22 protein-coding genes are annotated in these 21,570 nt (G+C 72.6%); 16 read left to right on the forward strand and 6 right to left on the reverse strand.

The features are described 5' to 3' along the window. Nucleotides 1–62: 62 nt before the first annotated feature. The 7 genes from BJ983_RS07650 to BJ983_RS07680 all read left to right on the forward strand — a co-directional run bounded on the left by BJ983_RS07650 (nucleotide 63) and on the right by BJ983_RS07680 (nucleotide 6,551). Complete coding sequence (locus tag BJ983_RS07650) at nucleotides 63–839, forward strand: helix-turn-helix transcriptional regulator (protein WP_179793269.1); 777 nt, start codon at nucleotides 63–65, stop codon at nucleotides 837–839. Next, nucleotides 836–2,269 (forward strand): Fe-S cluster assembly protein SufB, encoded by a 1,434-nt coding sequence (sufB, locus tag BJ983_RS07655; RefSeq protein WP_179793270.1) that lies wholly within the window; start codon nucleotides 836–838, stop codon nucleotides 2,267–2,269. The genes BJ983_RS07650 and sufB overlap by 4 nt, the downstream gene beginning before the upstream one ends. Before the next feature lie 89 nt (nucleotides 2,270–2,358). Then, nucleotides 2,359–3,558 (forward strand): Fe-S cluster assembly protein SufD, encoded by a 1,200-nt coding sequence (gene sufD, locus BJ983_RS07660; RefSeq protein ID WP_179797486.1) that lies wholly within the window; start codon nucleotides 2,359–2,361, stop codon nucleotides 3,556–3,558. Nucleotides 3,559–3,592: 34 nt separating this feature from the next. Next, nucleotides 3,593–4,363, forward strand: a complete 771-nt coding sequence (sufC, locus tag BJ983_RS07665) for a Fe-S cluster assembly ATPase SufC (RefSeq protein ID WP_179793271.1) — start codon at nucleotides 3,593–3,595, stop codon at nucleotides 4,361–4,363. Continuing rightward, the gene (locus BJ983_RS07670) at nucleotides 4,360–5,667 is read left to right on the forward strand and encodes a cysteine desulfurase (RefSeq protein WP_179793272.1); all 1,308 of its coding nucleotides are present in this window, start codon (nucleotides 4,360–4,362) and stop codon (nucleotides 5,665–5,667) included. Before sufC ends, BJ983_RS07670 begins: the two co-directional genes overlap by 4 nt. Nucleotides 5,668–5,682: 15 nt before the next feature. Then, on the forward strand, nucleotides 5,683–6,156 hold the full coding sequence (sufU, locus tag BJ983_RS07675; RefSeq protein ID WP_179793273.1) for a Fe-S cluster assembly sulfur transfer protein SufU: 474 nt from the start codon (nucleotides 5,683–5,685) through the stop codon (nucleotides 6,154–6,156). Then, nucleotides 6,153–6,551: a metal-sulfur cluster assembly factor gene (locus tag BJ983_RS07680; protein WP_179793274.1), complete on the forward strand. Its 399-nt coding sequence runs from the start codon at nucleotides 6,153–6,155 to the stop codon at nucleotides 6,549–6,551. The genes sufU and BJ983_RS07680 overlap by 4 nt, the downstream gene beginning before the upstream one ends. A 49-nt stretch (nucleotides 6,552–6,600) precedes the next feature. On the opposite strand, the gene BJ983_RS07685 is transcribed toward BJ983_RS07680, so the two are convergent. From BJ983_RS07685 to BJ983_RS07705, 5 genes are all read right to left on the reverse strand, one after another. Further along, nucleotides 6,601–7,440, reverse strand: coding sequence for a restriction endonuclease (locus tag BJ983_RS07685; protein ID WP_179793275.1), 840 nt, complete (start codon nucleotides 7,438–7,440; stop codon nucleotides 6,601–6,603). 204 nt (nucleotides 7,441–7,644) lie between these two features. Beyond that, entirely contained in the window at nucleotides 7,645–8,634 is a 990-nt protein-coding gene (locus tag BJ983_RS32135; RefSeq protein WP_179793276.1) for an adenylate/guanylate cyclase domain-containing protein, read from the reverse strand. Beyond that, complete coding sequence (locus tag BJ983_RS07695; RefSeq protein ID WP_179793277.1) at nucleotides 8,631–9,077, reverse strand: universal stress protein; 447 nt, start codon at nucleotides 9,075–9,077, stop codon at nucleotides 8,631–8,633. Before BJ983_RS07695 ends, BJ983_RS32135 begins: the two co-directional genes overlap by 4 nt. Nucleotides 9,078–9,170: 93 nt before the next feature. Next, nucleotides 9,171–10,409, reverse strand: a complete 1,239-nt coding sequence (locus BJ983_RS07700; RefSeq protein ID WP_218890157.1) for a lycopene cyclase family protein — start codon at nucleotides 10,407–10,409, stop codon at nucleotides 9,171–9,173. Continuing rightward, nucleotides 10,385–10,768, reverse strand: a complete 384-nt coding sequence (locus tag BJ983_RS07705; protein ID WP_179793278.1) for a hypothetical protein — start codon at nucleotides 10,766–10,768, stop codon at nucleotides 10,385–10,387. Before BJ983_RS07705 ends, BJ983_RS07700 begins: the two co-directional genes overlap by 25 nt. A 129-nt stretch (nucleotides 10,769–10,897) precedes the next feature. Between BJ983_RS07705 and BJ983_RS07710 the strand changes: the two genes are divergently transcribed. The 9 genes from BJ983_RS07710 (at nucleotide 10,898) to BJ983_RS07750 (ending at nucleotide 21,193) form a co-directional block, all read left to right on the forward strand. Further along, nucleotides 10,898–12,520 carry an ATP-binding cassette domain-containing protein gene (locus BJ983_RS07710; RefSeq protein ID WP_179793279.1) on the forward strand — a complete coding sequence of 541 codons (1,623 nt, stop codon included), beginning with the start codon at nucleotides 10,898–10,900 and terminating at the stop codon, nucleotides 12,518–12,520. A 195-nt stretch (nucleotides 12,521–12,715) separates the two neighbouring features. After that, the gene (locus BJ983_RS07715) at nucleotides 12,716–12,928 is read left to right on the forward strand and encodes a helix-turn-helix domain-containing protein (protein ID WP_179793280.1); all 213 of its coding nucleotides are present in this window, start codon (nucleotides 12,716–12,718) and stop codon (nucleotides 12,926–12,928) included. Nucleotides 12,929–13,197: 269 nt separating this feature from the next. After that, nucleotides 13,198–15,045, forward strand: a complete 1,848-nt coding sequence (locus BJ983_RS07720; protein WP_425484803.1) for an ABC transporter ATP-binding protein — start codon at nucleotides 13,198–13,200, stop codon at nucleotides 15,043–15,045. A gap of 164 nt (nucleotides 15,046–15,209) precedes the next feature. After that, nucleotides 15,210–16,577, forward strand: coding sequence for an ergothioneine biosynthesis glutamate--cysteine ligase EgtA (gene egtA / locus BJ983_RS07725; protein ID WP_179793281.1), 1,368 nt, complete (start codon nucleotides 15,210–15,212; stop codon nucleotides 16,575–16,577). Further along, nucleotides 16,574–17,917, forward strand: a complete 1,344-nt coding sequence (egtB, locus tag BJ983_RS07730; RefSeq protein ID WP_179793282.1) for an ergothioneine biosynthesis protein EgtB — start codon at nucleotides 16,574–16,576, stop codon at nucleotides 17,915–17,917. Before egtA ends, egtB begins: the two co-directional genes overlap by 4 nt. A gap of 4 nt (nucleotides 17,918–17,921) precedes the next feature. Continuing rightward, the gene (gene egtC / locus BJ983_RS07735; RefSeq protein WP_179793283.1) at nucleotides 17,922–18,680 is read left to right on the forward strand and encodes an ergothioneine biosynthesis protein EgtC; all 759 of its coding nucleotides are present in this window, start codon (nucleotides 17,922–17,924) and stop codon (nucleotides 18,678–18,680) included. Between the two features lie 89 nt (nucleotides 18,681–18,769). Then, complete coding sequence (gene egtD, locus BJ983_RS07740) at nucleotides 18,770–19,753, forward strand: L-histidine N(alpha)-methyltransferase (RefSeq protein ID WP_179793284.1); 984 nt, start codon at nucleotides 18,770–18,772, stop codon at nucleotides 19,751–19,753. Then, entirely contained in the window at nucleotides 19,753–20,268 is a 516-nt protein-coding gene (locus BJ983_RS07745; RefSeq protein WP_179793285.1) for a methyltransferase domain-containing protein, read from the forward strand. The genes egtD and BJ983_RS07745 overlap by 1 nt, the downstream gene beginning before the upstream one ends. Continuing rightward, nucleotides 20,231–21,193 carry an EamA family transporter gene (locus tag BJ983_RS07750; protein WP_179793286.1) on the forward strand — a complete coding sequence of 321 codons (963 nt, stop codon included), beginning with the start codon at nucleotides 20,231–20,233 and terminating at the stop codon, nucleotides 21,191–21,193. Before BJ983_RS07745 ends, BJ983_RS07750 begins: the two co-directional genes overlap by 38 nt. Here BJ983_RS07750 and BJ983_RS07755 read toward each other — a convergent pair. Then, nucleotides 21,174–21,563 carry a hypothetical protein gene (locus BJ983_RS07755; protein ID WP_179793287.1) on the reverse strand — a complete coding sequence of 130 codons (390 nt, stop codon included), beginning with the start codon at nucleotides 21,561–21,563 and terminating at the stop codon, nucleotides 21,174–21,176. The two genes, BJ983_RS07750 and BJ983_RS07755, sit on opposite strands and share 20 nt — an antisense overlap. Nucleotides 21,564–21,570: the final 7 nt, after the last annotated feature.

Below are 21,570 nucleotides of genomic sequence, written 5' to 3' on the forward strand. Positions count from 1 at the left end.
GGTGTTGCCAAAAGCGATGCCCGATGTGTCATGATCGGGACGACGTCGATCGGAGGTGGGAGATGACGGGGACACGCCTGCAGGGCGCACACGCCGAGCACGCACGCTCCGCCGCCGACGGGCGCACGCGTGACGCGGTCGTCCGGCTCCTCCTGGAGCGCGGCCCGACCACCGCCGCCACGCTCGCCGACCAGCTGCAGCTCTCCGGCCCGGGGGTCCGGCGGCACCTCGACGCCCTGTGCACCGAGGGCACCGTCGCCACGCGGGACGCCCCCGCCTCCGGCAAGCGCGGCCGTCCGGCCCGGCAGTTCCTGCTGACCACCGACGGGCGCGCCCGTGCCGGTCGGGGTGAGCACGGACCGGCCGACCTCGCGGTCGCCGCGCTGCGCCGTCTCGGTGACGCGGCCGGCGACGAGGCCGTCCGCGCGTTCGCCCGCGACCGCGCACTGGCCATGGTCGGTGCCCACCGCGAGCACGTCGAGGCCGGCGCCGACCGCGCCGAGCGCGTGCAGCGGCTGGCCACGGCGCTCACCGCCGAGGGGTACGCGGCGTCCAGCCGCGGTGCCACCTCGACCGGCGGCGGCGAGCAGCTGTGCCAGCACCACTGCCCGGTCGCCGACGTCGCGGCCGAGTTCCCCCAGCTGTGCGAGGCGGAGGCCGAGGTCTTCGCCGAGGTGCTGGGGACCCACGTACAACGGCTCGCCACCATCGCCCGGGGCGACGCCGCGTGCACCACCCACGTGCCGGCCCAACGAGCCCAGCGGACCGACACCACCGCACGTCCCTCCGCCGTCACCACCGGCGGAGCACCCGAGGACCAGGGAAGGCAGGTCGTATGACCACCGCTCCGGAGAAGGAGACGCTGACCCAGGAGGAGACCATTGCCTCCCTGGGCAGCTACCAGTTCGGCTGGCACGACAGCGACAGCGCCGGGGCGAGCGCCCAGCGCGGCCTGAGCGAGGCGGTCGTCCGCGACATCTCGGGCAAGAAGAACGAGCCGGACTGGATGCTGCAGCTCCGCCTCAAGGCGCTGGGCATGTTCGACAAGAAGCCGATGCCGAACTGGGGCTCGGACCTGTCGGGCATCCACTTCGACAACATCAAGTACTTCGTGCGGTCGACGGAGAAGCAGGCGGCCTCCTGGGAGGACCTGCCCGACGACATCAAGAACACCTACGACAAGCTGGGCATCCCGGAGGCCGAGAAGGCCCGCCTGGTCGCCGGTGTCGCGGCGCAGTACGAGTCCGAGGTCGTGTACCACCAGATCCGCGAGGACCTGGAGCAGCAGGGTGTCATCTTCATGGACACCGACACCGGCCTGCGTGAGCACCCGGAGCTGTTCGAGGAGTACTTCGGCTCGGTGATCCCGGCCGGCGACAACAAGTTCTCCGCGCTGAACTCCGCGGTGTGGTCCGGCGGCTCGTTCATCTACGTGCCGAAGGGTGTCCACGTGGACATCCCGCTGCAGGCCTACTTCCGGATCAACACCGAGAACATGGGCCAGTTCGAGCGGACGCTGATCATCGTCGACGAGGACGCCTACGTCCACTACGTCGAGGGCTGCACGGCGCCGATCTACTCGAGCGACTCGCTGCACTCCGCGGTCGTCGAGATCGTCGTGAAGAAGGGCGGCCGCTGCCGCTACACGACCATCCAGAACTGGTCGAACAACGTCTACAACCTGGTCACCAAGCGCGCCAAGGCCGAAGAGGGCGCGACCATGGAGTGGGTCGACGGCAACATCGGCTCCAAGGTGACGATGAAGTACCCGGCCGTCTGGCTGATGGGTCCGCACGCCAAGGGCGAGGTGCTCTCGGTGGCCTTCTCCGGCGAGGGCCAGCACCAGGACGCCGGCGCCAAGATGGTGCACCTCGCGCCGCACACGTCGTCGACGATCATCTCGAAGTCGGTGGCCCGTGGCGGTGGCCGGACCTCGTACCGCGGTCTGGTGCGGGTCAACAAGGGTGCGCACCACTCGCGGTCGACGGTGAAGTGCGACGCGCTGCTGGTCGACACCATCAGCCGCTCGGACACCTATCCCTACGTCGACGTCCGCGAGGACGACGTCACGATGGGCCACGAGGCGACCGTCTCGAAGGTCAGCGAGGACCAGCTCTTCTACCTGATGTCCCGCGGCCTCACCGAGGACGAGGCCATGGCGATGATCGTGCGCGGGTTCGTCGAGCCCATCGCGCGTGAGCTGCCCATGGAGTACGCGCTCGAGCTCAACCGCCTGATCGAGCTGCAGATGGAAGGAGCGGTGGGCTAGTGACCCCGCCCCAGAACGAGCCCGCGGCGCAGGTCGGTGGGGGCGTCATCAGCGCCCCCGCCGACTCGGCCGAGGAGTACGACCCCGGCATCGCGGCCGCGTCGCCCCCGGCGTCGCGGCCCGGTTCGCCGGCGCTCGCGCCGTGGGAGGAGCGTTTCACCTCCTACGACGTCGAGGCCTTCGAGGTCCCGCGCGGTCGGGAGGAGCAGTGGCGGTTCACGCCGCTGCGGCGCCTGCACGGCCTGCACGACGGGTCGGCGACCGCCGACGGCGAGCTCGCCGTCACCGTGCGCTCCGGCTTCGGTGACTCGGCCTCCGACGAGCTCGGCGGCGTCCGCGTCGAGACCGTGGAGCGCGGCGACGGCCGCCTCGGCGACGGAGGGATCCCCTCCGACCGCGTCGCGGCCCAGGCCTGGTCCTCCTTCCCGACGGCGACGGTCATCACCGTCGCCGAACCCCGCTCGGACGACGAGCCGCTGACCGTCCAGGTCGAGGGACCCGGCGTCGGGAAGACCGCGTACGCGCACCTGCAGATCCGCCTCGAGCGGCACGCCGAGGCCGTCGTCGTGGTCGACCACCGCGGCTCCGGCACCGTCGCCGCGAACACGGAGCTCGTCGTCGCCGACGGCGCGAAGCTCGAGATCGTCGAGGTCCACGACTGGGCGGACGACGCCGTGTTCGTCGGCGCCCAGCACCTCTCGGTCGGGCGCGACGCGACGATCCGGTACACGTCGGTGACCCTCGGCGGCGACCTCGTCCGGCTCTCCCCGGTGGTCAACTACCGGGCGACGGGCGGCGACGTCCAGCTCGACGGGCTGTACTTCGCCGACGGCGGCCAGCACCTCGAGCACCGACTGCTCGTCGACCACTCCGTGCCGAGCTGCCGCTCGAACGTGATGTACAAGGGCGCGCTGCAGGGGGCCGAGGGCGACACGGCCGCGCACACGGTCTGGATCGGCGACGTGCTGATCCGCAAGGAGGCCGAGGCGACCGAGACCTACGAGCTCAACCGCAACCTCCTGCTCACCGACAACGCCCGGGCCGACTCGGTGCCCAACCTCGAGATCGAGACGGGCGAGATCGTCAGCGCCGGCCACGCGAGCGCCACCGGCCGCTTCGACGACGAGCAGCTGTTCTACCTGATGGCGCGCGGGATCCCCGAGGAGCAGGCGCGGCGGCTCGTCGTGCGCGGGTTCTTCGGCGAGGTCATCCACAAGATCCGCGTGCCCGCGCTGCGCGACCGGCTCGAGGCGGCCATCGAGGCCGAGCTCGAGGTCGTCGGCGCCTGACGTCCACCACGTTCCGCATTCCGAAAGAGGCTTGATGTCCACCCTCGAGATCCGCGACCTGCACGTCGAGGTCGAGACCGAGTCCGGCCCCAAGGAGATCCTCCGCGGCGTCGACCTGACGGTGAACTCGAACGAGACCCACGCGATCATGGGTCCGAACGGCTCCGGCAAGTCGACGCTGGCGTACTCCATCGCGGGCCACCCGAAGTACACGGTGACGCAGGGCGAGGTCCTGCTCGACGGCGAGAACGTCCTCGAGATGGCCGTCGACGAGCGCGCCCGCGCGGGCCTGTTCCTCGCCATGCAGTACCCGGTCGAGGTGCCCGGCGTCTCGATGTCGAACTTCCTGCGCTCCGCCGCCACCGCCGCCCGCGGCGAGGCGCCGAAGGTGCGGCACTGGGTCAAGGAGGTCAAGTCCGCGATGACCGACCTCGAGATCGACCCGTCGTTCGCCGAGCGCAGCGTCAACGAGGGCTTCTCCGGCGGTGAGAAGAAGCGCCACGAGGTGCTCCAGCTCGCGCTGCTCAAGCCCCGCTTCGCCGTGCTCGACGAGACCGACTCCGGCCTCGACGTCGACGCCCTGCGCGTCGTGTCGAAGGGCGTCAACGACTACAAGGCGCAGTCCGACGTCGGCGTCCTGCTGATCACGCACTACACCCGCATCCTGCGCTACATCGCGCCGGACAAGGTGCACGTGTTCGCCAACGGCCGCGTCGCCGAGTCCGGCGGCCCCGAGCTCGCCGACGAGCTCGAGGCGAACGGCTACGAGCGCTTCACCACCGCCAAGGAGGAGCAGCCGGCATGACCTCACTCGCATCCGTCCCCACCACGGCGGGTGCGACCCTGGATGTCGAGAAGCTCCGCGCGGACTTCCCCATCCTGAGCCGCACCGTCCGGGACGGGAAGCCGCTGATCTACCTGGACTCGGGCGCCACCTCGCAGCGTCCGCGCCAGGTCCTCGACGCCGAGCGGCACTTCCTGGAGACGTCGAACGCCGCCGTGCACCGCGGCGCGCACGCGCTCTCCGAGGAGGCCACGGACGCCTACGAGTCCGCCCGCGAGCGGATCGCGGCGTTCATCGGCGCCGATGACGGCGAGATCGTGTTCACCAAGAACGCGACCGAGGCGCTGAACCTCGTCGCCTACGGGATGTCGAACGCGCTGACGTCCGACGACCCGGCGGCGGCGCGGTTCCGCGTCGGCCCCGGCGACGAGGTCGTCGTCACCGAGATGGAGCACCACGCGAACCTGGTGCCGTGGCAGGAGTTCTGCCGGCGCACCGGGGCGACGCTGCGGTGGTTCGGCGTGACCTCCGACGGGCGGCTCGACCTCGACCCGTCGGTCATCACCGAGCGCACCAAGGTCGTCGCGTTCACCCACCAGTCGAACGTGCTCGGCACGGTGACGCCGGTGGAGCAGATCGTGGCGATGGCGAAGGCCGTGGGCGCCTACACCGTGCTCGACGCCTGCCAGTCGGTGCCGCACGCCCCGATCGACGTCCACGCCCTCGGGGTGGACTTCGCCGCATTCTCCGGCCACAAGATGCTCGGCCCCTCGGGGATCGGCGTGCTCTACGGGCGGCGCGAACTGCTCGAGGCGCTCCCGCCGTTCCTCACCGGGGGCTCGATGATCGAGCTGGTCCGCATGGAGCGCTCGACCTACGCCGCCCCGCCGGCCCGGTTCGAGGCCGGCGTGCCGATGACCTCGCAGGCCGTCGGGCTCGGTGCCGCCGTGGACTACCTGAACGCGCTGGGCATGGAGAACGTGCACGCCCACGAGAACACGCTGACGGCGGCCGCCCTCGAGGGCCTGGCCGGCATCGACGGCGTGACGATCATCGGTCCGCGCAACACCGAGTCCCGCGGGGGAGCGGTGTCGTTCGAGATCGACGGCGTGCACCCGCACGACGCGTCGCAGGTCCTCGACGACTCCGGCATCGCGGTGCGCGTCGGCCACCACTGCGCGTGGCCGCTGCACCGGGCGTTCGGCGTCCAGAGCTCGATCCGCGCGAGCTTCTACGTCTACAACACCCTCGACGAGGTGCAGGCGTTGCTCGACGGCGTGCGGCGGGCCCAGGACTTTTTCGCCCGCGACGGCGTTTCTCTGTAGGAGGAGGTCACCGCCGTGAAGCTCGAGACGATGTACCAGGAGATCATCCTGGACCACTACAAGAACCCGCACGGCAAGGGCCTGCGCGAGCCCTACGAGGCCGAGGTCCACCACGTCAACCCGACGTGCGGCGACGAGGTCACGGTGCGGGTGCACCTGGAAGGGTCGGGCGCGGACGCGAAGGTCGTCGACCTGTCGTACGACGCGCTCGGCTGCTCCATCAGCCAGGCGGCCACCTCGGTCGCCTACGACCTCGTGGTCGGACAGACCGTGGGCGACGCGTTCGAGGTGCTGTCGGCCTACCAGGAGATGGTCCAGGGCCGCGGCAAGGTCGAGCCCGACGAGGACGTGCTGGACGACGCCGTGGCGTTCGCCGGTGTGGCCGCCTACCCGGCACGCGTCAAGTGCGCGCTGCTCGGGTGGTTGGCGTTCAAGGACGCGGTGGCGCAGGCTGACGCGAACGCCCCCGAGCTGGAGGGACAGGCATGACCGAGACGACCGAACCGACGCGAGGCGCCGAGGGCATGCCCGAGGCCGCCCCGAAGGCGGAGACGCCCTCGATCGACGACCTCGAGGAGGCCATGCGCGACGTCGTCGACCCCGAGCTCGGGATCAACGTCGTCGACCTGGGCCTGCTCTACGGCATCGACGTGCACCACGAGGACGCCGGCACGGTCGCCACGCTGGACCTCACCCTGACGTCCGCGGCCTGCCCGCTGACCGACGTCATCGAGGACCAGTCCCGTGCCGCCCTGACCAAGGGCCCGGGCGGTGGCCTCGTCGACGACGTGCGCATCAACTGGGTCTGGATGCCCCCGTGGGGCCCGGACAAGATCACCGACGACGGTCGCGAGCAGCTCCGCGCGCTCGGGTTCACCGTCTAGGTGGCTTCGCCTCGTGAGTACTAATCCGTGCCCTGGCACGGATTAGTACTCACAGTTCGAAGTAATCCTCGTCGACCTTGACGACGGTGTACGTCTGTTCGATCTGGACGCCGACCCGATACTGGATCATCAGGTCGGTGAGACGTTTCCCGTCGACGAGCACCACGGCTGCGTTGACGTGCTGGGCGTAGTCGCCCGCCTCCCTGCTGAAGCTGCTCGTCGTGATGAACACGCCCTGGTTGGCCTGCTGCCCGTGCAGTGCCCCGACGAAGCCTTGGATGGCTGGTCGTCCGACCACGTTGTCCGCCGCGTAGCGCTTCGCCTGCACGTAGATGCGGCCGAGACCCAGCGGGTCCTGGTCGATCACGCCGTCCAGGCCGCCATCGCCGGAACCCGTGATTCGCGGCCGTTCCCCCCGCCGTCCGTATCCCATGGTCACAAGCAGGTCGACCACCGCGTGCTCGAGGAGGTCCGGGCCCGAGGACCGGAGCCGCTCCAGTAATTCGTGGGCGACGTCACCGTGGAGTCGTTCGACGCCATCGGCGATCTGCTCCTTCGGAGCCACCTCAGGTGGTCCGTCGAGTGTGTCGAGCGGCAGTACCTCGTGGTGCGAACGAGAAGACTGTCCGCGCGCACCCCGCTCGTCGTTCAGCCGCTGCCTGTAGACGGGCAGTTCGAGGAGTTCGCGCTGTCCCAGGCCCGACGCATGGTGCCGTAGCAGTTCGCGGCCTTGCTCGGTGATGACATAGGACCCGCGTCGCGGACGTTCGACCGCATCCGCTCGCCGCAACTCGAGGACGGCGAAGCCGATCCGGCCGCGGTATCGCTCGTCCCCGGAACTGGTGGTCTCTTGCCGTTGTTCCGGTGACAGGTCGGCCGCGTCCGCCACTTCAGCTCCCGGTCAGCTCTTCCCCGTCGAGGTCTCTCCTGCGCTGAGTCTGAGTCGACCATGATCACCGGGACGTAGCGGATGAGGTCAGTGGTCGCGGAGAGCCGCCACCGTTTGGTGATCATGGTCGGCACGGGAGTGGGCCGCGACGACGATGTGGCGTTCCTGCCACCGCATGCACGCAACGACGCTCCGCTACCACGGTCAGCTGCTGCGGCGCACCACGTGAGGCTTGAGGTGCTTGTACCCCCGCACGTGCAGGGCGGGCACGGACCGGAGTTCGACGTCGAGCTCGGCGGCCCGCACGGCGTCGGTCATCTCGTCGTCGAGCAGCGTCGTGCCGGGACGGGCGTGCGAGGTCAGGCGGCTCGCGATGTTCACCGTCGGGCCGTACACGTCGCCGTAGCGGGGGAGCACGTCGCCGTAGGCCAGCCCGATGCGCAGGGCGAGGCGCCCGTCGGGGTCGGGGACCTCGTCGTGCAGGGCGAACGCGATGTCGCACGCCGCACCGACGTCGCCGCACACGAAGAGGATCTCGTCGCCGATGGTCTTGACGATGCGGCCGCCGTAGCGGGAGACGACGTCGTTCGACACGCTCTCGAACCGCTCGAGCAGAGCCCGGAGCTCGTCGGAGTCGGTCCGCCGGGACATCGAGGTGAAGCCGACGATGTCGGCGAACCCGACCGCGGCGGTCGTCCGGCCCCCGTCGTCGGCACCCTCGTCGGCGAGGGAGGACATCATCCGCCCCGCCGTGACGAGCAGGTGCCGACGCCAGGTGTAGGTCTGCAGCTTCTCGAGCAGGGGGACGAGCGACCGCACGGCGTCGACCACGGCCTCGGGGTCGTCGGCGGTGCCGCGCTCGGCGATCACCCGGCGCAGCAGGTTCGCCTGCCACTCCGCGAGGCGGGCCATGCTCTGTCCGAGGGTGCGGGCGACCGCCAGGGCCTCGTCCTCGTCGAACGCGTCCTGGGCGAGCAGGTCCTCCACGTCCGCGAGGGCGTCGAGATCGGACTCGGCGAAGGCCTCGACGTCGTCGGGCACGCGCGGGAAGCCCAGCGCGCTCCACAGCCGGCCGGTCCGCTCCAGCGGCACACCGGCCCGGTCGGCGACCTCCGCACGCCGCAGCGTGCGGTCGCCGCCGACGAGGAGGTCCTCGACCTCGTGTCGCGCCTCCGACCAGGAGGGACCGCTCACGTGGTGTGGACGATGAGCACGTCGGTCGGGGCCTTGCGGGAGATGCCCTGCGGCACCGAGCCGAGCAGGCGGCCGGAGAGGCTGTTCAGCCCGCGGTTGCCGATGACGAGCAGGTCGGCCTTGCGGTCGGTAACGACGGCGGTGACGACCTCGATGGGGTCGCCCTCCTTGGCCACGGTCTCGACGTCGCCCGCGCCCTTGGCCGACGCGCGCTCCTTCGCGGTGCGCAGCGCCTCCTCGGCGGGGGTCGACCCGACGACGTGGTAGGCGGCGTCCTCGCCGAGGGCCTGCTCGGCCTGGCCGGTGTTCCGCGCCGGGTGGTACGCGCTGATGATCAGCAGGGTGGCCCCCGCGTCGGCGGCGACGGTGGCCGCGCGGTCCACCGCGCGGAAGGAGGAGTCGGATCCGTCCGTGCCGACGGCGACGATCTGGTAGGCGCCCATGGTGGTCTGCTCCGGTTTCTGGCGGTCTCATCCCGCCCGTCCACGGAACGAGCGGGAGCCGCGGATGGTAACGCGGTACTCCGTTCGGACGTCCTATTCCCCGTCTCGTCCGGTTTGATCGCTCCCGCCACCCAGAAGTGATCCGGCGATCAGGTGACCGCGCAGACGCGGGGAGAGGTGGACGAACACCGAGAGCATCGCACGCATGGAGGCGCGGACGTCGTCGTGCGCGCCGAGGTACCCGCGCTGCGCGACCGCCGGGAGGCTGAAGAAGCGCTCGAAGAACTCGGGGACGTCCGACGGCGGCATCCGCAGCAGGACGTCGAGCCCGCGCCGCCGCATGGCGTGCACGACGCGTCCCGCCGCCGGTCGCACCGCTCGACCGGCCGCGTCGACCCGCTCTGCATGGTCGGGTCGAGTGATCAGTGCATCAGCCAGTCGAGTGGCGACCGCCAGGGAGTGCGTCAGGGAGTAGCCGGTCGCCGGGTGCACCAGGGACGCGGCGGCACCGAGGGGCACCACCCCGGCGGGGGAGCGGTGCGCCGGCGTGTCCACCGCGAAGCGCACGTGCTCGACGCGGGAGCGGTCGTCGAGCGGGATCTCGTCCTCCGTCAGGCCGCACGCGAGCAACCGGCGTCGGAGGCGTCCGGTCAGCTCCGGCAGCGGGAGCCCCGGGCGACGGGCGAGGGAGGTCTCCTCGAGCAGCCAGTCGTCGCCGCCCAGCGGGATCGCGTAGAGGAACGTGGGCCAGCCCGGCCGCCCGTGCAGCGGGCGCCAGTCCATGAACACGAGCCGCCCGCCCGTCACCCGGGCCGCCACCGCGGACGGGACGATCACACCGACGGCGGTCTGCTCGGCCGCGCCCGCCACCCGTCGTCGGGACAGGGAGAGCGTCTGCGCGGCGCCCGTGGCGTCGAGGACCAGGGGCGCGGCGAGCCGGGTGCCCCCGTCGAGGACGGCCGCGCCGTCCCCGACGCCGACGACGCGGTCCCGGTGCACGGTGACGTCGGGGTCGCACAGCGCGTGCTGCAGCGCGCCGGTGTCCAGCACCGCGTAGTCGCCGGCCAGCGGGTGCGTCCGGCGTGCGATCGCGAACCCCGGGCCGGAGGCGGCGACGACGGGCCCGGGCAGCGCGTCCGGGCCGCTCAGCGGCACCTCGTCGGCCCAGGCGCCGTAGGTGTGCCGCCACCGCCGGTCGGGGTGCGGATCGACGAGCGTCACCGCCAGACCCCGTCGTGCGCACGCCCGCGCGGCCGACCACCCCGCCGGACCGCCTCCGGCGACGAGGACGTCGGCCCCGCGTCCGGTCAGTCGCCGATCTCCCGCTCCCACGCGGCGAGTCTTTCGCGATCAGCCTTGGCCCGCGCGTTCCAGTCCCGCATGGCCTGGGGGTAGCCGGTCACCTGCACGTCGTAGACGGGCACCTTGCACCGGCGTGCGAGCCGTTCCGCGGCCCGCGGCGTGCCCACCCGACGCCGGGTCCACTCGCCGTCCTTCGCCACCGCGACGACGGTGGTGTCGGTGGCGGTGGTCTCCGGCTCGACGAAGAACTCCACCCCGGTCCGGCTGGCCGCGAAGGCGCGCAGGTGCTCGAGGTCGGCGGGACCGCCCTCCCGGTCGAGGACCTGGCGTCGGCCGTCGGCTCCGAGGCCGGACGACCCCGAGCGGCGAAACCAGCTGAACAGGCCCATACCCACCATTATCCGGGGACCGTGTGAAGCAGCCCTACGCACGGGTCGTTGTCGGGGTGGTCACTACGGAGCCGGTCATCGTGACCGACCGGCGGACCCCGCGCAATGCCTCGCCTACACTGGACCCCCGTGATCACCGCGTCCGACCTCGAGCTGCGTGCCGGCTCCCGCGTCCTGCTCGCCGGGGTGACCCTGCGCGTGCAGCCGGGGGACCGCATCGCGTTCGTCGGCCGCAATGGGGCCGGGAAGACCACCTCGTTGCGTGCGATCGCGGGGGAGTCCGAGCCGTACGGCGGCACCGTCCGGTCCACGGGACCCGTCGGCTACCTGCCGCAGGACCCCCGCGAGGGCGACCTGACGGTCCTCGCCCGGGACCGCGTGCTCTCCGCGCGCGGCCTCGACCAGATCCTCCGGGACATGGAGAAGGCCCAGACGGCGATGGCCGAGCTGGCCGACGACGCCGAGCGGGACCGCGCGATCGCCCGCTTCGGGCGACTGGAGGAGCGCTTCTCCGACCTGGGCGGATACGCCGCGGAGAGCGAGGCCGGGCGGATCTGCTCCAACCTCGGCCTGCCCGACCGCGTCCTGGCCCAGCCGCTGCAGACGCTCTCCGGCGGGCAGCGCCGCCGGGTGGAGCTCGCGCGCATCCTGTTCGCGGCGTCGGGCGACGGCGGCAACGCGGGCACCACGCTGCTGCTGGACGAGCCGACGAACCACCTCGACGCCGACTCCATCTCGTGGCTGCGGACGTTCCTCAAGTCCTACGACGGCGGGGTCGTGGTCATCAGCCACGACACGGACCTGCTGGCCGACGTGGTCAACAAGGTCTGGTTCCTCGACGCGACGCGCGGTGAGCTCGACGTCTACAACATGAACTGGAAGAACTACCTGCAGGCCCGGGCCGACGACGAGGCCCGGCGCCGGCGGGAGCGGGCCAACGCCGAGAAGAAGGCGTCCGCCCTGCAGGTGCAGGCCGCGAAGCTCGGCGCGAAGGCCACCAAGGCCGTCGCCGCCAAGCAGATGCAGAAGCGCGCCAGCGCCCTGCTCGAGGGGCTCGACGAGGAGCGGGTGGCCGACCGCGTCGCCGCGATCCGCTTCCCGACGCCGCAGGCCTGCGGCCGCACCCCGCTCACGGCGGCCGGCCTGTCCAAGAGCTACGGCTCGCTCGAGGTGTTCACCGGGGTCGACCTCGCGATCGACCGTGGGTCGCGCGTGGTCATCCTCGGGCTGAACGGCGCGGGCAAGACGACGCTGCTGCGCATCATGGCCGGCGTCGAGACCGCCGACACCGGGGCGGTCACGCCGGGCCACGGCCTGCGGCGGGGCTACTTCGCCCAGGAGCACGACACCCTGGACATGGACCGCACGGTCTGGCAGAACGCCCGCTCCGCCGCGCCCGACACCCCCGAGCAGCAGCTGCGCACGCTGCTCGGCGCCTTCCAGTTCACCGGCGAGCAGCTCGACCAGCCCGCCGGCACGCTCTCCGGCGGCGAACGGACCCGGCTGGCGCTCGCGGGGCTCGTGTCCAGTGCCGCCAACGTCCTGCTGCTCGACGAGCCGACGAACAACCTCGACCCGGCCTCGCGGGAGAAGGTGCTCGACGCGCTGCGCCACTACGAGGGGGCGGTCGTGCTCGTGACGCACGATCCCGGCGCGGTCGAGGCGCTCGAGCCGGAACGGGTCATCCTGCTCCCGGACGGCACCGAGGACCACTTCAACGCCGAGCACCTGGAGCTCGTCGAGCTCGCCTGAGTTCCTGCGGTTGATCTCGTTGACCGTCGAACGGCCTTGCTGAGCTGGAACGATGCTCATTGGTCCGGCCGGAGGTGATCTCGCTCCGATCGGCCCAACCGCTCACCGATCATGTGGAATGTGCCGTGGCGCACATCGACTCCGGCGATCATCATGGGTCCACCGGGCACCGTCCGGGAGAGGGGTGGATGAACCATGGCCGACCTGAAGAAGGGCGCCCGCATCACGGGCGACCAGCGGGACAAGCTCGCGACCGACCTCAAGAAGAAGTACGAGAAGGGGGCGAGCATCCGCTCGCTCGCCGAGTCCACGGGCCGGTCCTACGGCTTCGTGCACCGGGTGCTCTCCGAGTCCGGGGTCACCCTGCGCGGCCGCGGCGGCGCGACCCGCACCAAGAAGTCCTCCTGACGCCGTAGTCGCCGGATCGTCACGCGGTCTCCCGGGTCCGTCCAGCAGCGGGCGGGTCGGGTCCGTGGCCGTCCTGCCCGTAGCGAACACCCCCGTGGTGCTCGCGCGGTGTCACGCCCTCCGGAGGATGATCGGAGGCCGGACCGGCGGACCACCACCCGCCACGGCCGACCGGACGTCCGCTTGACCTCGACCTTCGTCGAGGTCGCACGCTCGGGGCCAGGTCCGAGCGAGGTGGGGAGAGCGGCGTGGAGAACGCCTGGATGTTGATGATGTCGATGTCGCGCAGCGAGAAACTGCCGAGGTCGGTACCGAAGGGCACGCTGACGCGCATCTGGCGCTTCGCGTCGGCGCACCACCGGATGCTGTACGCCTTCCTCGCCCTGACCACGGTCTCGGCCGTGATCGCGGTCGCGGTACCGGTCCTCGCGGGCCGTGCGGTCGACGCGATCGTCAACCGCACCGGGCTCTCGACGGTCGTGTGGATCGCGGTCGTCATCGCCGGACTGGCGGTGGTGGACGCCCTGTTCGGGCTGGCCGAGCGCTGGATGAGCTCCCGGATCGGCGAGGGCCTGATCTACGACCTGCGCCGGGCCGTGTTCGGGCACGTGCAGGGGATGCCGGTCGCGTTCTTCACCCGCACCCGCACCGGGTCGCTGGTCAGCCGGCTCAACAACGACGTGATCGGGGCCCAGCGGGCCTTCACCTCGACGCTCTCCGGGCTGGTCACGAACGTCATCCAGCTCGTGCTCACCGTCGCGGTGATGATCACGCTGGCGTGGCAGGTGACGCTGCTCGCCCTCGTCCTGCTCCCGATCTTCATCCTGCCCGCGCGCCGCATGGGCCGGACGATCGCCGCGCTGCAGCGCGAGTCCGCGAACCTCAACGCCGCCATGACCGGGCAGATGACCGAGCGCTTCTCCGCCGGCGGCGCCACGCTGGTCAAGCTGTTCGGGCGCCCCGAGGCCGAGGCCGAGGAGTTCGGCGACCGCGCGGACCGGGTGCGCAACATCGGGGTCCGCACCGCGATGGCGAACCGCGTGTTCATGACCAGCCTCACGCTCGTGAGCGCCCTCGCCCAGGCGATGGTCTACGGCGTCGGCGGCTGGCTCGCCTTCACCGGACGGATCGAGGCCGGCACCGTCGTCAGCCTCGCCCTGCTCCTCACCCGCCTCTACGGGCCGCTCACCCAGCTCGCGAACGCCCGCGTGGACGTGATGAGCGCGCTGGTGAGCTTCGAGCGGGTGTTCGAGGTGCTCGACCTGAAGCCGTCGCTGACGGAGCGGGCCGACCCGACCCCGCTGCCGGCCACGCCGCTCGGGGTGCGCCTGCGCGACGTCCGCTTCACCTACCCCGACGCCTCGACCATCTCGTTGGCGAGCCTCGAGGAGGTCGCCACGCTGGAGCACACCGAGAACCACGAGGTGCTGCACGGCGTCGACCTCGAGGTGGCGCCCGGGCAGATGCTGGCACTGGTCGGGCCCTCGGGCGCCGGCAAGTCGACGATCGCCTCCCTCGTGCCGCGGCTCTACGACGTGGACTCCGGCGCGGTGGAGGTCGGCGGCGAGGGCCGCTGGACCGACATCCGCGACACCTCCTTCGCCGACCTGCGCGGCGCGATCGGCGTGGTCACCCAGGACGGCCACCTGTTCCACGACTCGATCGCCGGCAACCTGCGCTACGCGAAGCCGGAGGCCACCGACGCGGAACTCGTCACCGCCCTGCAGCGCGCGCGGCTCGGGGCGTTGCTGGCCGACCTGCCCGACGGGTTGCAGACCGTGGTCGGCGAGCGCGGCTACCGGCTCTCCGGCGGCGAGCGCCAACGGCTGACCATCGCCCGCCTGCTCCTCGCGGCCCCGCGGGTGGTCATCCTCGACGAGGCCACCGCACACCTGGACTCCGAGTCGGAGGTGGCGGTCCAGGAGGCGCTCACCGAGGCGCTGGTCGGACGCACGGCGATCGTCATCGCGCACCGCCTGTCCACCATCCGCAGCGCCGACACCATCGCGGTCGTCGAGGACGGCCGGGTCGTCGAGCAGGGCTCGCACGACGTGCTCCTGGCACGCGCGGGGCGCTACGCGGACCTCCACCACACGCAGTTCGTGGGGGCCGCCTGATCACCGTGGGTGATGTTGTCGGGGGTGAGTGATACGACGGACACCAGCGATCGAAGCCCTGCACCGGCCGGTGCCCGCGTGTAGCGTCGATCGCCGTGCCGCACGGGACCCCTGGGGCACATGGTGAATCACCCGCTGTGCACCGAGGGGAGAGTGAGACCCCGATGGCCGCCCCCGCGATCGAGCTCGATCCGGCCGCCCCGGTCCCCGACCGGGCCGCCGCCACCGCCTACGTCGCGTCGGTCTGCTTCAAGCACGGACCGCCGAGGCTGCTGGGTGCCGAACTGGAGTGGCTCGTCCGCTCCGCCTGGCGCCCCGCCGACGAGGTCGACCCCGCCCAGCTCCTGCGGGTCCTGGGCCCCCACGCGCCGAGCACGCTGCGCACCTCCGTCCCCACCGTCACCGGCGCCCCGCCGCCGTCGCCGGCACCCCGCGCTCCGGAGCCGCTCCCCGCCGGGAGCACGGTCACCGTCGAGCCGGGCGGCCAGGTCGAGATCGCGACCCCGCCGCTGGAGGATCTGTCGGCGCTGGTCGCGGCGGTGCAGACCGACACCGCCGCGATCCGGGAACGTCTCGCCACCGAGGGCCTCACCCTGGTCGACCGCGCCGCCGACCCGCTCCGGGCCCCGCGGCGCATCCTCCGTGTCCCGCGCTACGCGGCGATGGAGGCCGCGTTCGACCGCGTCGGCCCCCACGGCCGCACCATGATGTGCTCCACCTCGGCCGTCCAGCTCTGCCTCGACGCGGGGGAGGGCAGCCAGGTCACGGCCCGGTGGCAGGCCCTGCACGAGTTCGGCCCGACGCTCGTCGGGATGTTCGCGAACTCGCCCGCCGCGCACGGGCGGCGCACCGGGTGGAAGTCCTCCCGGATGGCGGCGTGGCTCTCGCTCGACCCCGACCGGACCCGGCCGCCGGACCTGCTCGGCGACGATCCGGCCCTCGAGTGGGCCGAGCGGGCGCTCGGCACGCAGCTGCTCTGCGTCCGTCGCCACGGCCACTGGAACGCGCCTCCGGCGGTCACCTTCGGTGACTGGATCGACGGGCTGGGCGGGCTCGACGAGGCCCCCACGTGGGACGACCTCGACTACCACCTGACCACGCTGTTCCCGCCGGTCCGGCCGCACGGCCACGTCGAGATCCGGTACGTCGACCAGCAGCCCGGCGGGGAGTGGGCGGTCCCGCTCGCCCTCATCACCGGTCTGCTCGCCGACCCGGACACGCTCGACCACGCCCGGGAGGCCGTGGCCGGCGTCCGGCACCGCTGGGTCGCCGCGGCGCGGCACGGTCTCGAGGACGCCGAGCTGGCCCGGGCCGCGGCCCGCCTGGTCGACCTCGCCCACGCGAGCCTCGCGGCCACCGACCCCGACCTCGCGGCCCTCGTCGCCGACGTGGCCGAGCGCCGGACGCTGCGCGGCCGCTGCCCGGCCGACGACCCGACGGTGGAGCCGGGCGAGGGCGAGCTCGGACCCGCCGTCGAGAACCCGTACCCCGACCCGCGCGACCCGGTGTCCCCCGGAGGCGATCCCACATGAGCCGCTACCCCGACGACCTGCGTGCCCGACTGGCCGACGAGCTGGCCACCGCCCGTGGCCGCACGCAGGCGCTCGCCGACGCCGTGGACGACGTCGAGCTGACCCGTCAGCACTCGCCGTTGATGTCCCCGCTGCACTGGGACGTCGCGCACATCGCGAACATGGAGGACTTCTGGCTGGTCCGCCGCGCGACGCCGGGCGACGGGGTCACTCCCGGGGTCCGCGAGGACATCGACCACCTCTACGACGCGTTCACCAACCCGCGCGCCGGCCGCCCGCAGCTGCCGCTGCTCGACCCGTCCGAGGCGCGCGCCTACGGACGGACGGTGCGCGAGCGGACGCTGGAGATCCTCGACGCGGCCGGCGCCGACGGTCGGCCGCTGCTCGAGGACGGCTTCGTCTACGGGATGATCGCCCAGCACGAGCAGCAGCACGTGGAGACGATGCTGGCGACCCACCAGCTCCGGGTCGGCCCGAAGGCGCTCCACGCCCCGCCGCCGCCGGCCTCGGAGCTCGCGCAGGAGCTGATCGGCACCGAGGTGTTCCACCCCGGGGGCCGCTTCACGATGGGCGTCGACGCGACCGGCGCCGACGTCTTCGCCCTCGACAACGAGCGGCCCGCGCACCCCGTCGACGTCGAGCCCTTCCACCTCGGCGCCGTGCCGGTGACCAACGGCGAGTACGCCCGCTTCCTCGACGACGGCGGCTACTCGCGTCGTGAGCTGTGGTCCGACGCCGGCTGGGACCAGATCACGGCGGAGGGCTGGGTCGCCCCGATGACGTGGGAGCACGCCGACGGGGCCTGGTACCGGACGAGCTTCGGGGAACGCCAGGCGATCGCCGACGTCGCCGACCAGCCGGTGCTGCACGTCTGCTTCCACGAGGCCGACGCCTACGCCCGGTGGGCCGGGCGACGGCTGCCGACCGAGGTCGAGTGGGAGTACGCGGCCCGGTTCGACCCGGCGTCGGGGGAGACGCGGCGGTTCCCCTGGGGCGACGACGACCCGACGCCGGAGCTCGCGAACCTCGACCAGCGCCACCTGCAGCCCGCTCCCGTCGGGGCCTACCCGAAGGGCGCGTCGCCGCTCGGCGTGCACCAGCTCGTCGGCGACGTCTGGGAGTGGCTGGACTCCGGCTTCGAGGGGTACCCGGGGTTCGCACCGTTCCCGTACAAGGAGTACTCCGAGGTGTTCTTCGGCGGGGACTTCAGGATGCTGCGCGGCTCCTCGTTCGGCGTGGGCTCGATCAACGCCCGGACCACGTTCCGCAACTGGGACCTGCCGATCCGCCGCCAGATCTTCTCCGGCTTCCGCCTCGCACGGTCAGCAGAGAACGCCTGACGACGTGTGCCGACATCTGGGCCACGTGGGCCCGCGGCCGGTCACCCTCGCCTCGCGGGTGACCGAGCCGCCGCACTCGCTGCTCGTGCAGTCCTACGCCCCGGCCGACATGCGCGGCGGAGGCACGGTGAACGCCGACGGCTTCGGGGTCGGCTGGTACGGCGACACCCCCGGCGCCGCGCACTCCTACCGGCAGCCGGTGCCGATGTGGACCGACGCCTCGTTCCTCGACCTCGCCGGCGCCGTCACGTCGGCGGCGTTCGTCGCGGCCGTCCGGTCGGCGACCGTCGGGATGCCGGTGTCCACCGGTGCCTGCGCCCCGTTCCGCGACGGGTCCCGCATCTTCAGCCACAACGGCGTCGTGCGCGGGTGGCCCGGCTCGCTGCGGGAGCTGGCCGGCGAGCTCGACCCCGAGACCCTGATGACGCTGGACGCACCGACCGACTCCGCGGTGTTGTGGGCCCTGGTCCGCCGCCGCCTCGACGCGGGCAAGGACCCGGCCGACGCCGTGGCCGACGTCGTCACCCGCACCCTCGCCGCCGCGCCGGGCTCCCGGCTCAACCTGCTGCTCCTGACGCCGGGTGCGGCGGGGGAGCCCGTGCTGGTCGCCACCGCGGTGGACCACGCGCTGTCGTGGCGCTCCGACGCCGACGGCGTGACCGTCGCCTCGGAGCCGCTCGACGGCGGCGACTGGACCCCGGTCGCCGACCACCACCTCGTCGTGACCCGCGACGCCGCCACCGTCGAGGTCACCGCCCTGTAGCCACCCGCCGCCCGCCTGTTTCCCGACGCCGTGAACCAGGCCCTCCTCTGCCGGGGTGGGCCACGACCGAACGGACGTGAACTCCCGCCGTGAGCACCCATGGCACTCTCCCCACCGTCGACGTCCACCTCACCCAGGAGGACGCCGACGCCGCGCTGCGCGCCGACGCACACCGGGGACTGACCTCGACGCCGAAGGTCCTGCGCCCGCAGTGGCTCTACGACGCGCAGGGTTCGGAGCTGTTCGAGCAGATCACCGCCCAGCCCGAGTACTACCCCTTCGTCGCCGAGCGCGAGGCCCTCGCCCTCGGTGCCGACGAGGTCGCCCGCACCGCCCAGGCCGACACCTTCGTCGAGCTCGGCTCCGGGTCGTCCACGAAGAGCACCCTCCTGCTCGACGCGATGTCCCGCACCGGCCTGCTGCGCCACTACGTCCCGGTCGACGTCTCGGCCGCCGCCCTCGAGGAGGCCGTCCCGGGCCTCGTCGCGGGCTATCCCGACCTCGACGTGCACGGGGTCGTCGGCGACTTCATCGCCGACCTCCGCAGCATCCCGGCCGTGGGCCGCCGGCTCGTGGTGCTGCTCGGCGGCACCATCGGCAACTTCGAGCCCGAGGACCGCCGCGCCTTCCTCACCGCGCTCTCCGAGACCCTGTCCTCCGGCGAGCACTTCCTCGTCGGCACGGACCTGGTCAAGGACGAGGAGACGCTGGTCGCGGCCTACGACGACGCCGCGGGCGTCACCGCGGCCTTCGAACTCAACGCGCTCACGGTGCTCAACCGGGTACTGGGCGCCGACTTCGACCTCGACGGGTTCGACTACGTCGCCGCCTGGGTCCCGCAGTCCAGCCGCATCGAGATGCGGGTCCGAGCCCGGCGGGCGATGACGGTCCGGGTGCCCGCGCTCGACCTCACCGTCGAGTTCGCCGAGGGCGAGGAGATGCGCACCGAGATCTCCACCAAGTTCACGCGGGCCGGCATCGCCGCCGAGCTCGACGCCGCCGGTTTCGACGCGGTGGGCTGGCTGACCGACCCTGCGGGCCGCTTCGGCATGACGCTGGCCCGCCGCCGGTAGTGGACTGGAACGACCGCTTCGCGGCCTCGGGGGTCGGGCGTCCGGGCCCGCCCTCGGTGCTGGTCGGGCGCGAGGACGTCGTGCCGACGACGGGGCGCGCGCTCGACGTCGCGTGCGGGCGCGGCACGGTCGCGGTGTGGCTCGCCGCTCGTGGCCTCGCGGTCGACGCGATCGACGCGGCCGCGGCCGGGCTCGCGCTCGGCCGGGAGCTCGCCGACGCCGAGGGCGTGTCGGTGCGCTGGATCGAGGCCGATCTCGACGACGGGCTCCCGGTCGGCCCGGCCTACGACGTGGTGGTCTGCCAGCGCTTCCGGGATCCGCTGCTCTACCCGGCGTTCGCGGGACTGCTGGCGCCCGGCGGACTGTTGGTGATGACGGTGCTGTCGACGGTCGGCGACACCGGTGGTCGGTTCCGCGCCGCTCCGGGAGAGCTGCGGGCGGCGTTCGACCACCTCGACGTGCTCGTCGACGAGGAGGGTGACGGTGAGGCCCACCTCGTGGCGCGGCTCCGGTGACCTGACCTGGCTGGTCGCGCTCGGCGCGGCGCTGTGGGGCACGGACGCCCTGCTCCGCGCGCCGCTCGCCGGGGCCCTGCCCGCGGCGAGCATCGTGTTCTGGGAACACCTGATCATCGTCGTGGTCCTCGTCCCGTGGCTGCCGCGGGCGTGGCGGGCGTTCCGGGCGATGCCGGCGCGGGCCCGGGCGGCGATGGCGGCGATCGGCGCCGGCTCGTCCGCACTCGCCACGGTGCTGTTCACCGAGGCCCTCACCCTCGGCGACCCGGTCACGCCCCTGGTGCTGCAGAAGATCCAGCCCCTCGTCGCCGCCCTGGGCGCCGCGTGGCTGCTGGGGGAGCAGCTGCGCCGCGGCTACTGGGCCTACGCCGTTCCCGCGCTGGTCGGGGCCTGGCTGCTGGCGTTCGCCGATCCGCTCGACGTCCACGTCCAGGCCCTGGTGGCTGCTCTGCTCGCGGCCGCCTCCGCCGTCCTGTGGGCGGCGGGCACCGTGCTGGGTCGCCACGTCGGCGCGGCGTCGGACGCCACGCCGTGGGAGATCACCGTGCTGCGCTTCGCGATCGGGCTGCCGGCTGCGCTCGTCGTGCTGCTCGCGGGCGGTGGCCCGCTGGCGGTGACGGCCGGTCAGCTCCCGCCGCTGATCGCCCTCGCCCTGGTCCCGGGTCTGCTCGGGCTCGCCCTGTACTACCCGGGGCTGCGCCGCACGCCCGCGGCGCGAGCGACGCTCGCCGAGCTCGCCTTCCCGCTCACCGCCACCGTCCTCGGCGTCACGCTGCTCGGCGGCACGCTCACCGCGACCCAGGTGGTGGGCCTCGTCGTGGTCGCGGTGTCCGTGACGGCGCTGGGCCTGCGGGAACGGTCCCGACGACCGGTGGTGGCGGCCGGGGACGCGCCCGGGGAGACGGTCAGCCCGCGCGGCAGATGACGTCCTGGCCGGGCACGGAGATCGTCTGGGACGCCACGGTCTGCCCGTCGACGCTGATCCGGCACGAGAGCCGGGACCCCGGCGGGACACCGACGGCCCCCGCCTGGAGCTTCGGCGCCGGCGGGTAGGGCGTGGTGAGCGTGAGCTCGTAGGGCACGCCGGAGAAGTTGGTCTCCGCCGTGCTCCCCAGCTCGCCCACGGTCACGTACCGACCGAAGACGTTCCCGCCGCCGGTGCCGGTGACCGAGAACTGGACGGTGTACTGCCGCGCGGGCGGTGGCGGCTCCGACGAGCACGCGCCCGCGCCGACCAGCACCACCGACGCCCCGAGCAGCGCTGCCGCCACCCGGCTCCACCTCGTGCCTGCCATGATCCTC

The sequence above is a fragment of the Actinomycetospora corticicola genome (assembly GCF_013409505.1).
Taxonomy (GTDB): Bacteria; Actinomycetota; Actinomycetes; order Mycobacteriales; family Pseudonocardiaceae; genus Actinomycetospora; species Actinomycetospora corticicola.

Coding starts and splice junctions, on each gene's coding strand:
- BJ983_RS07705 (WP_179793278.1), bottom strand. CDS start 10,768: ATGGGCCTGTTCAGCTGGTTTCGCCGCTCGGGGTCGTCCGGCCTCGGA.
- egtB (WP_179793282.1), top strand. CDS start 16,574: ATGAGCCGCTACCCCGACGACCTGCGTGCCCGACTGGCCGACGAGCTG.
- BJ983_RS07715 (WP_179793280.1), top strand. CDS start 12,716: ATGGCCGACCTGAAGAAGGGCGCCCGCATCACGGGCGACCAGCGGGAC.
- sufC (WP_179793271.1), top strand. CDS start 3,593: ATGTCCACCCTCGAGATCCGCGACCTGCACGTCGAGGTCGAGACCGAG.
- BJ983_RS07695 (WP_179793277.1), bottom strand. CDS start 9,077: ATGGGCGCCTACCAGATCGTCGCCGTCGGCACGGACGGATCCGACTCC.
- BJ983_RS07755 (WP_179793287.1), bottom strand. CDS start 21,563: ATGGCAGGCACGAGGTGGAGCCGGGTGGCGGCAGCGCTGCTCGGGGCG.
- BJ983_RS07680 (WP_179793274.1), top strand. CDS start 6,153: ATGACCGAGACGACCGAACCGACGCGAGGCGCCGAGGGCATGCCCGAG.
- BJ983_RS07720 (WP_425484803.1), top strand. CDS start 13,198: ATGATGTCGATGTCGCGCAGCGAGAAACTGCCGAGGTCGGTACCGAAG.
- egtA (WP_179793281.1), top strand. CDS start 15,210: ATGGCCGCCCCCGCGATCGAGCTCGATCCGGCCGCCCCGGTCCCCGAC.
- sufB (WP_179793270.1), top strand. CDS start 836: ATGACCACCGCTCCGGAGAAGGAGACGCTGACCCAGGAGGAGACCATT.
- BJ983_RS07650 (WP_179793269.1), top strand. CDS start 63: ATGACGGGGACACGCCTGCAGGGCGCACACGCCGAGCACGCACGCTCC.
- BJ983_RS07670 (WP_179793272.1), top strand. CDS start 4,360: ATGACCTCACTCGCATCCGTCCCCACCACGGCGGGTGCGACCCTGGAT.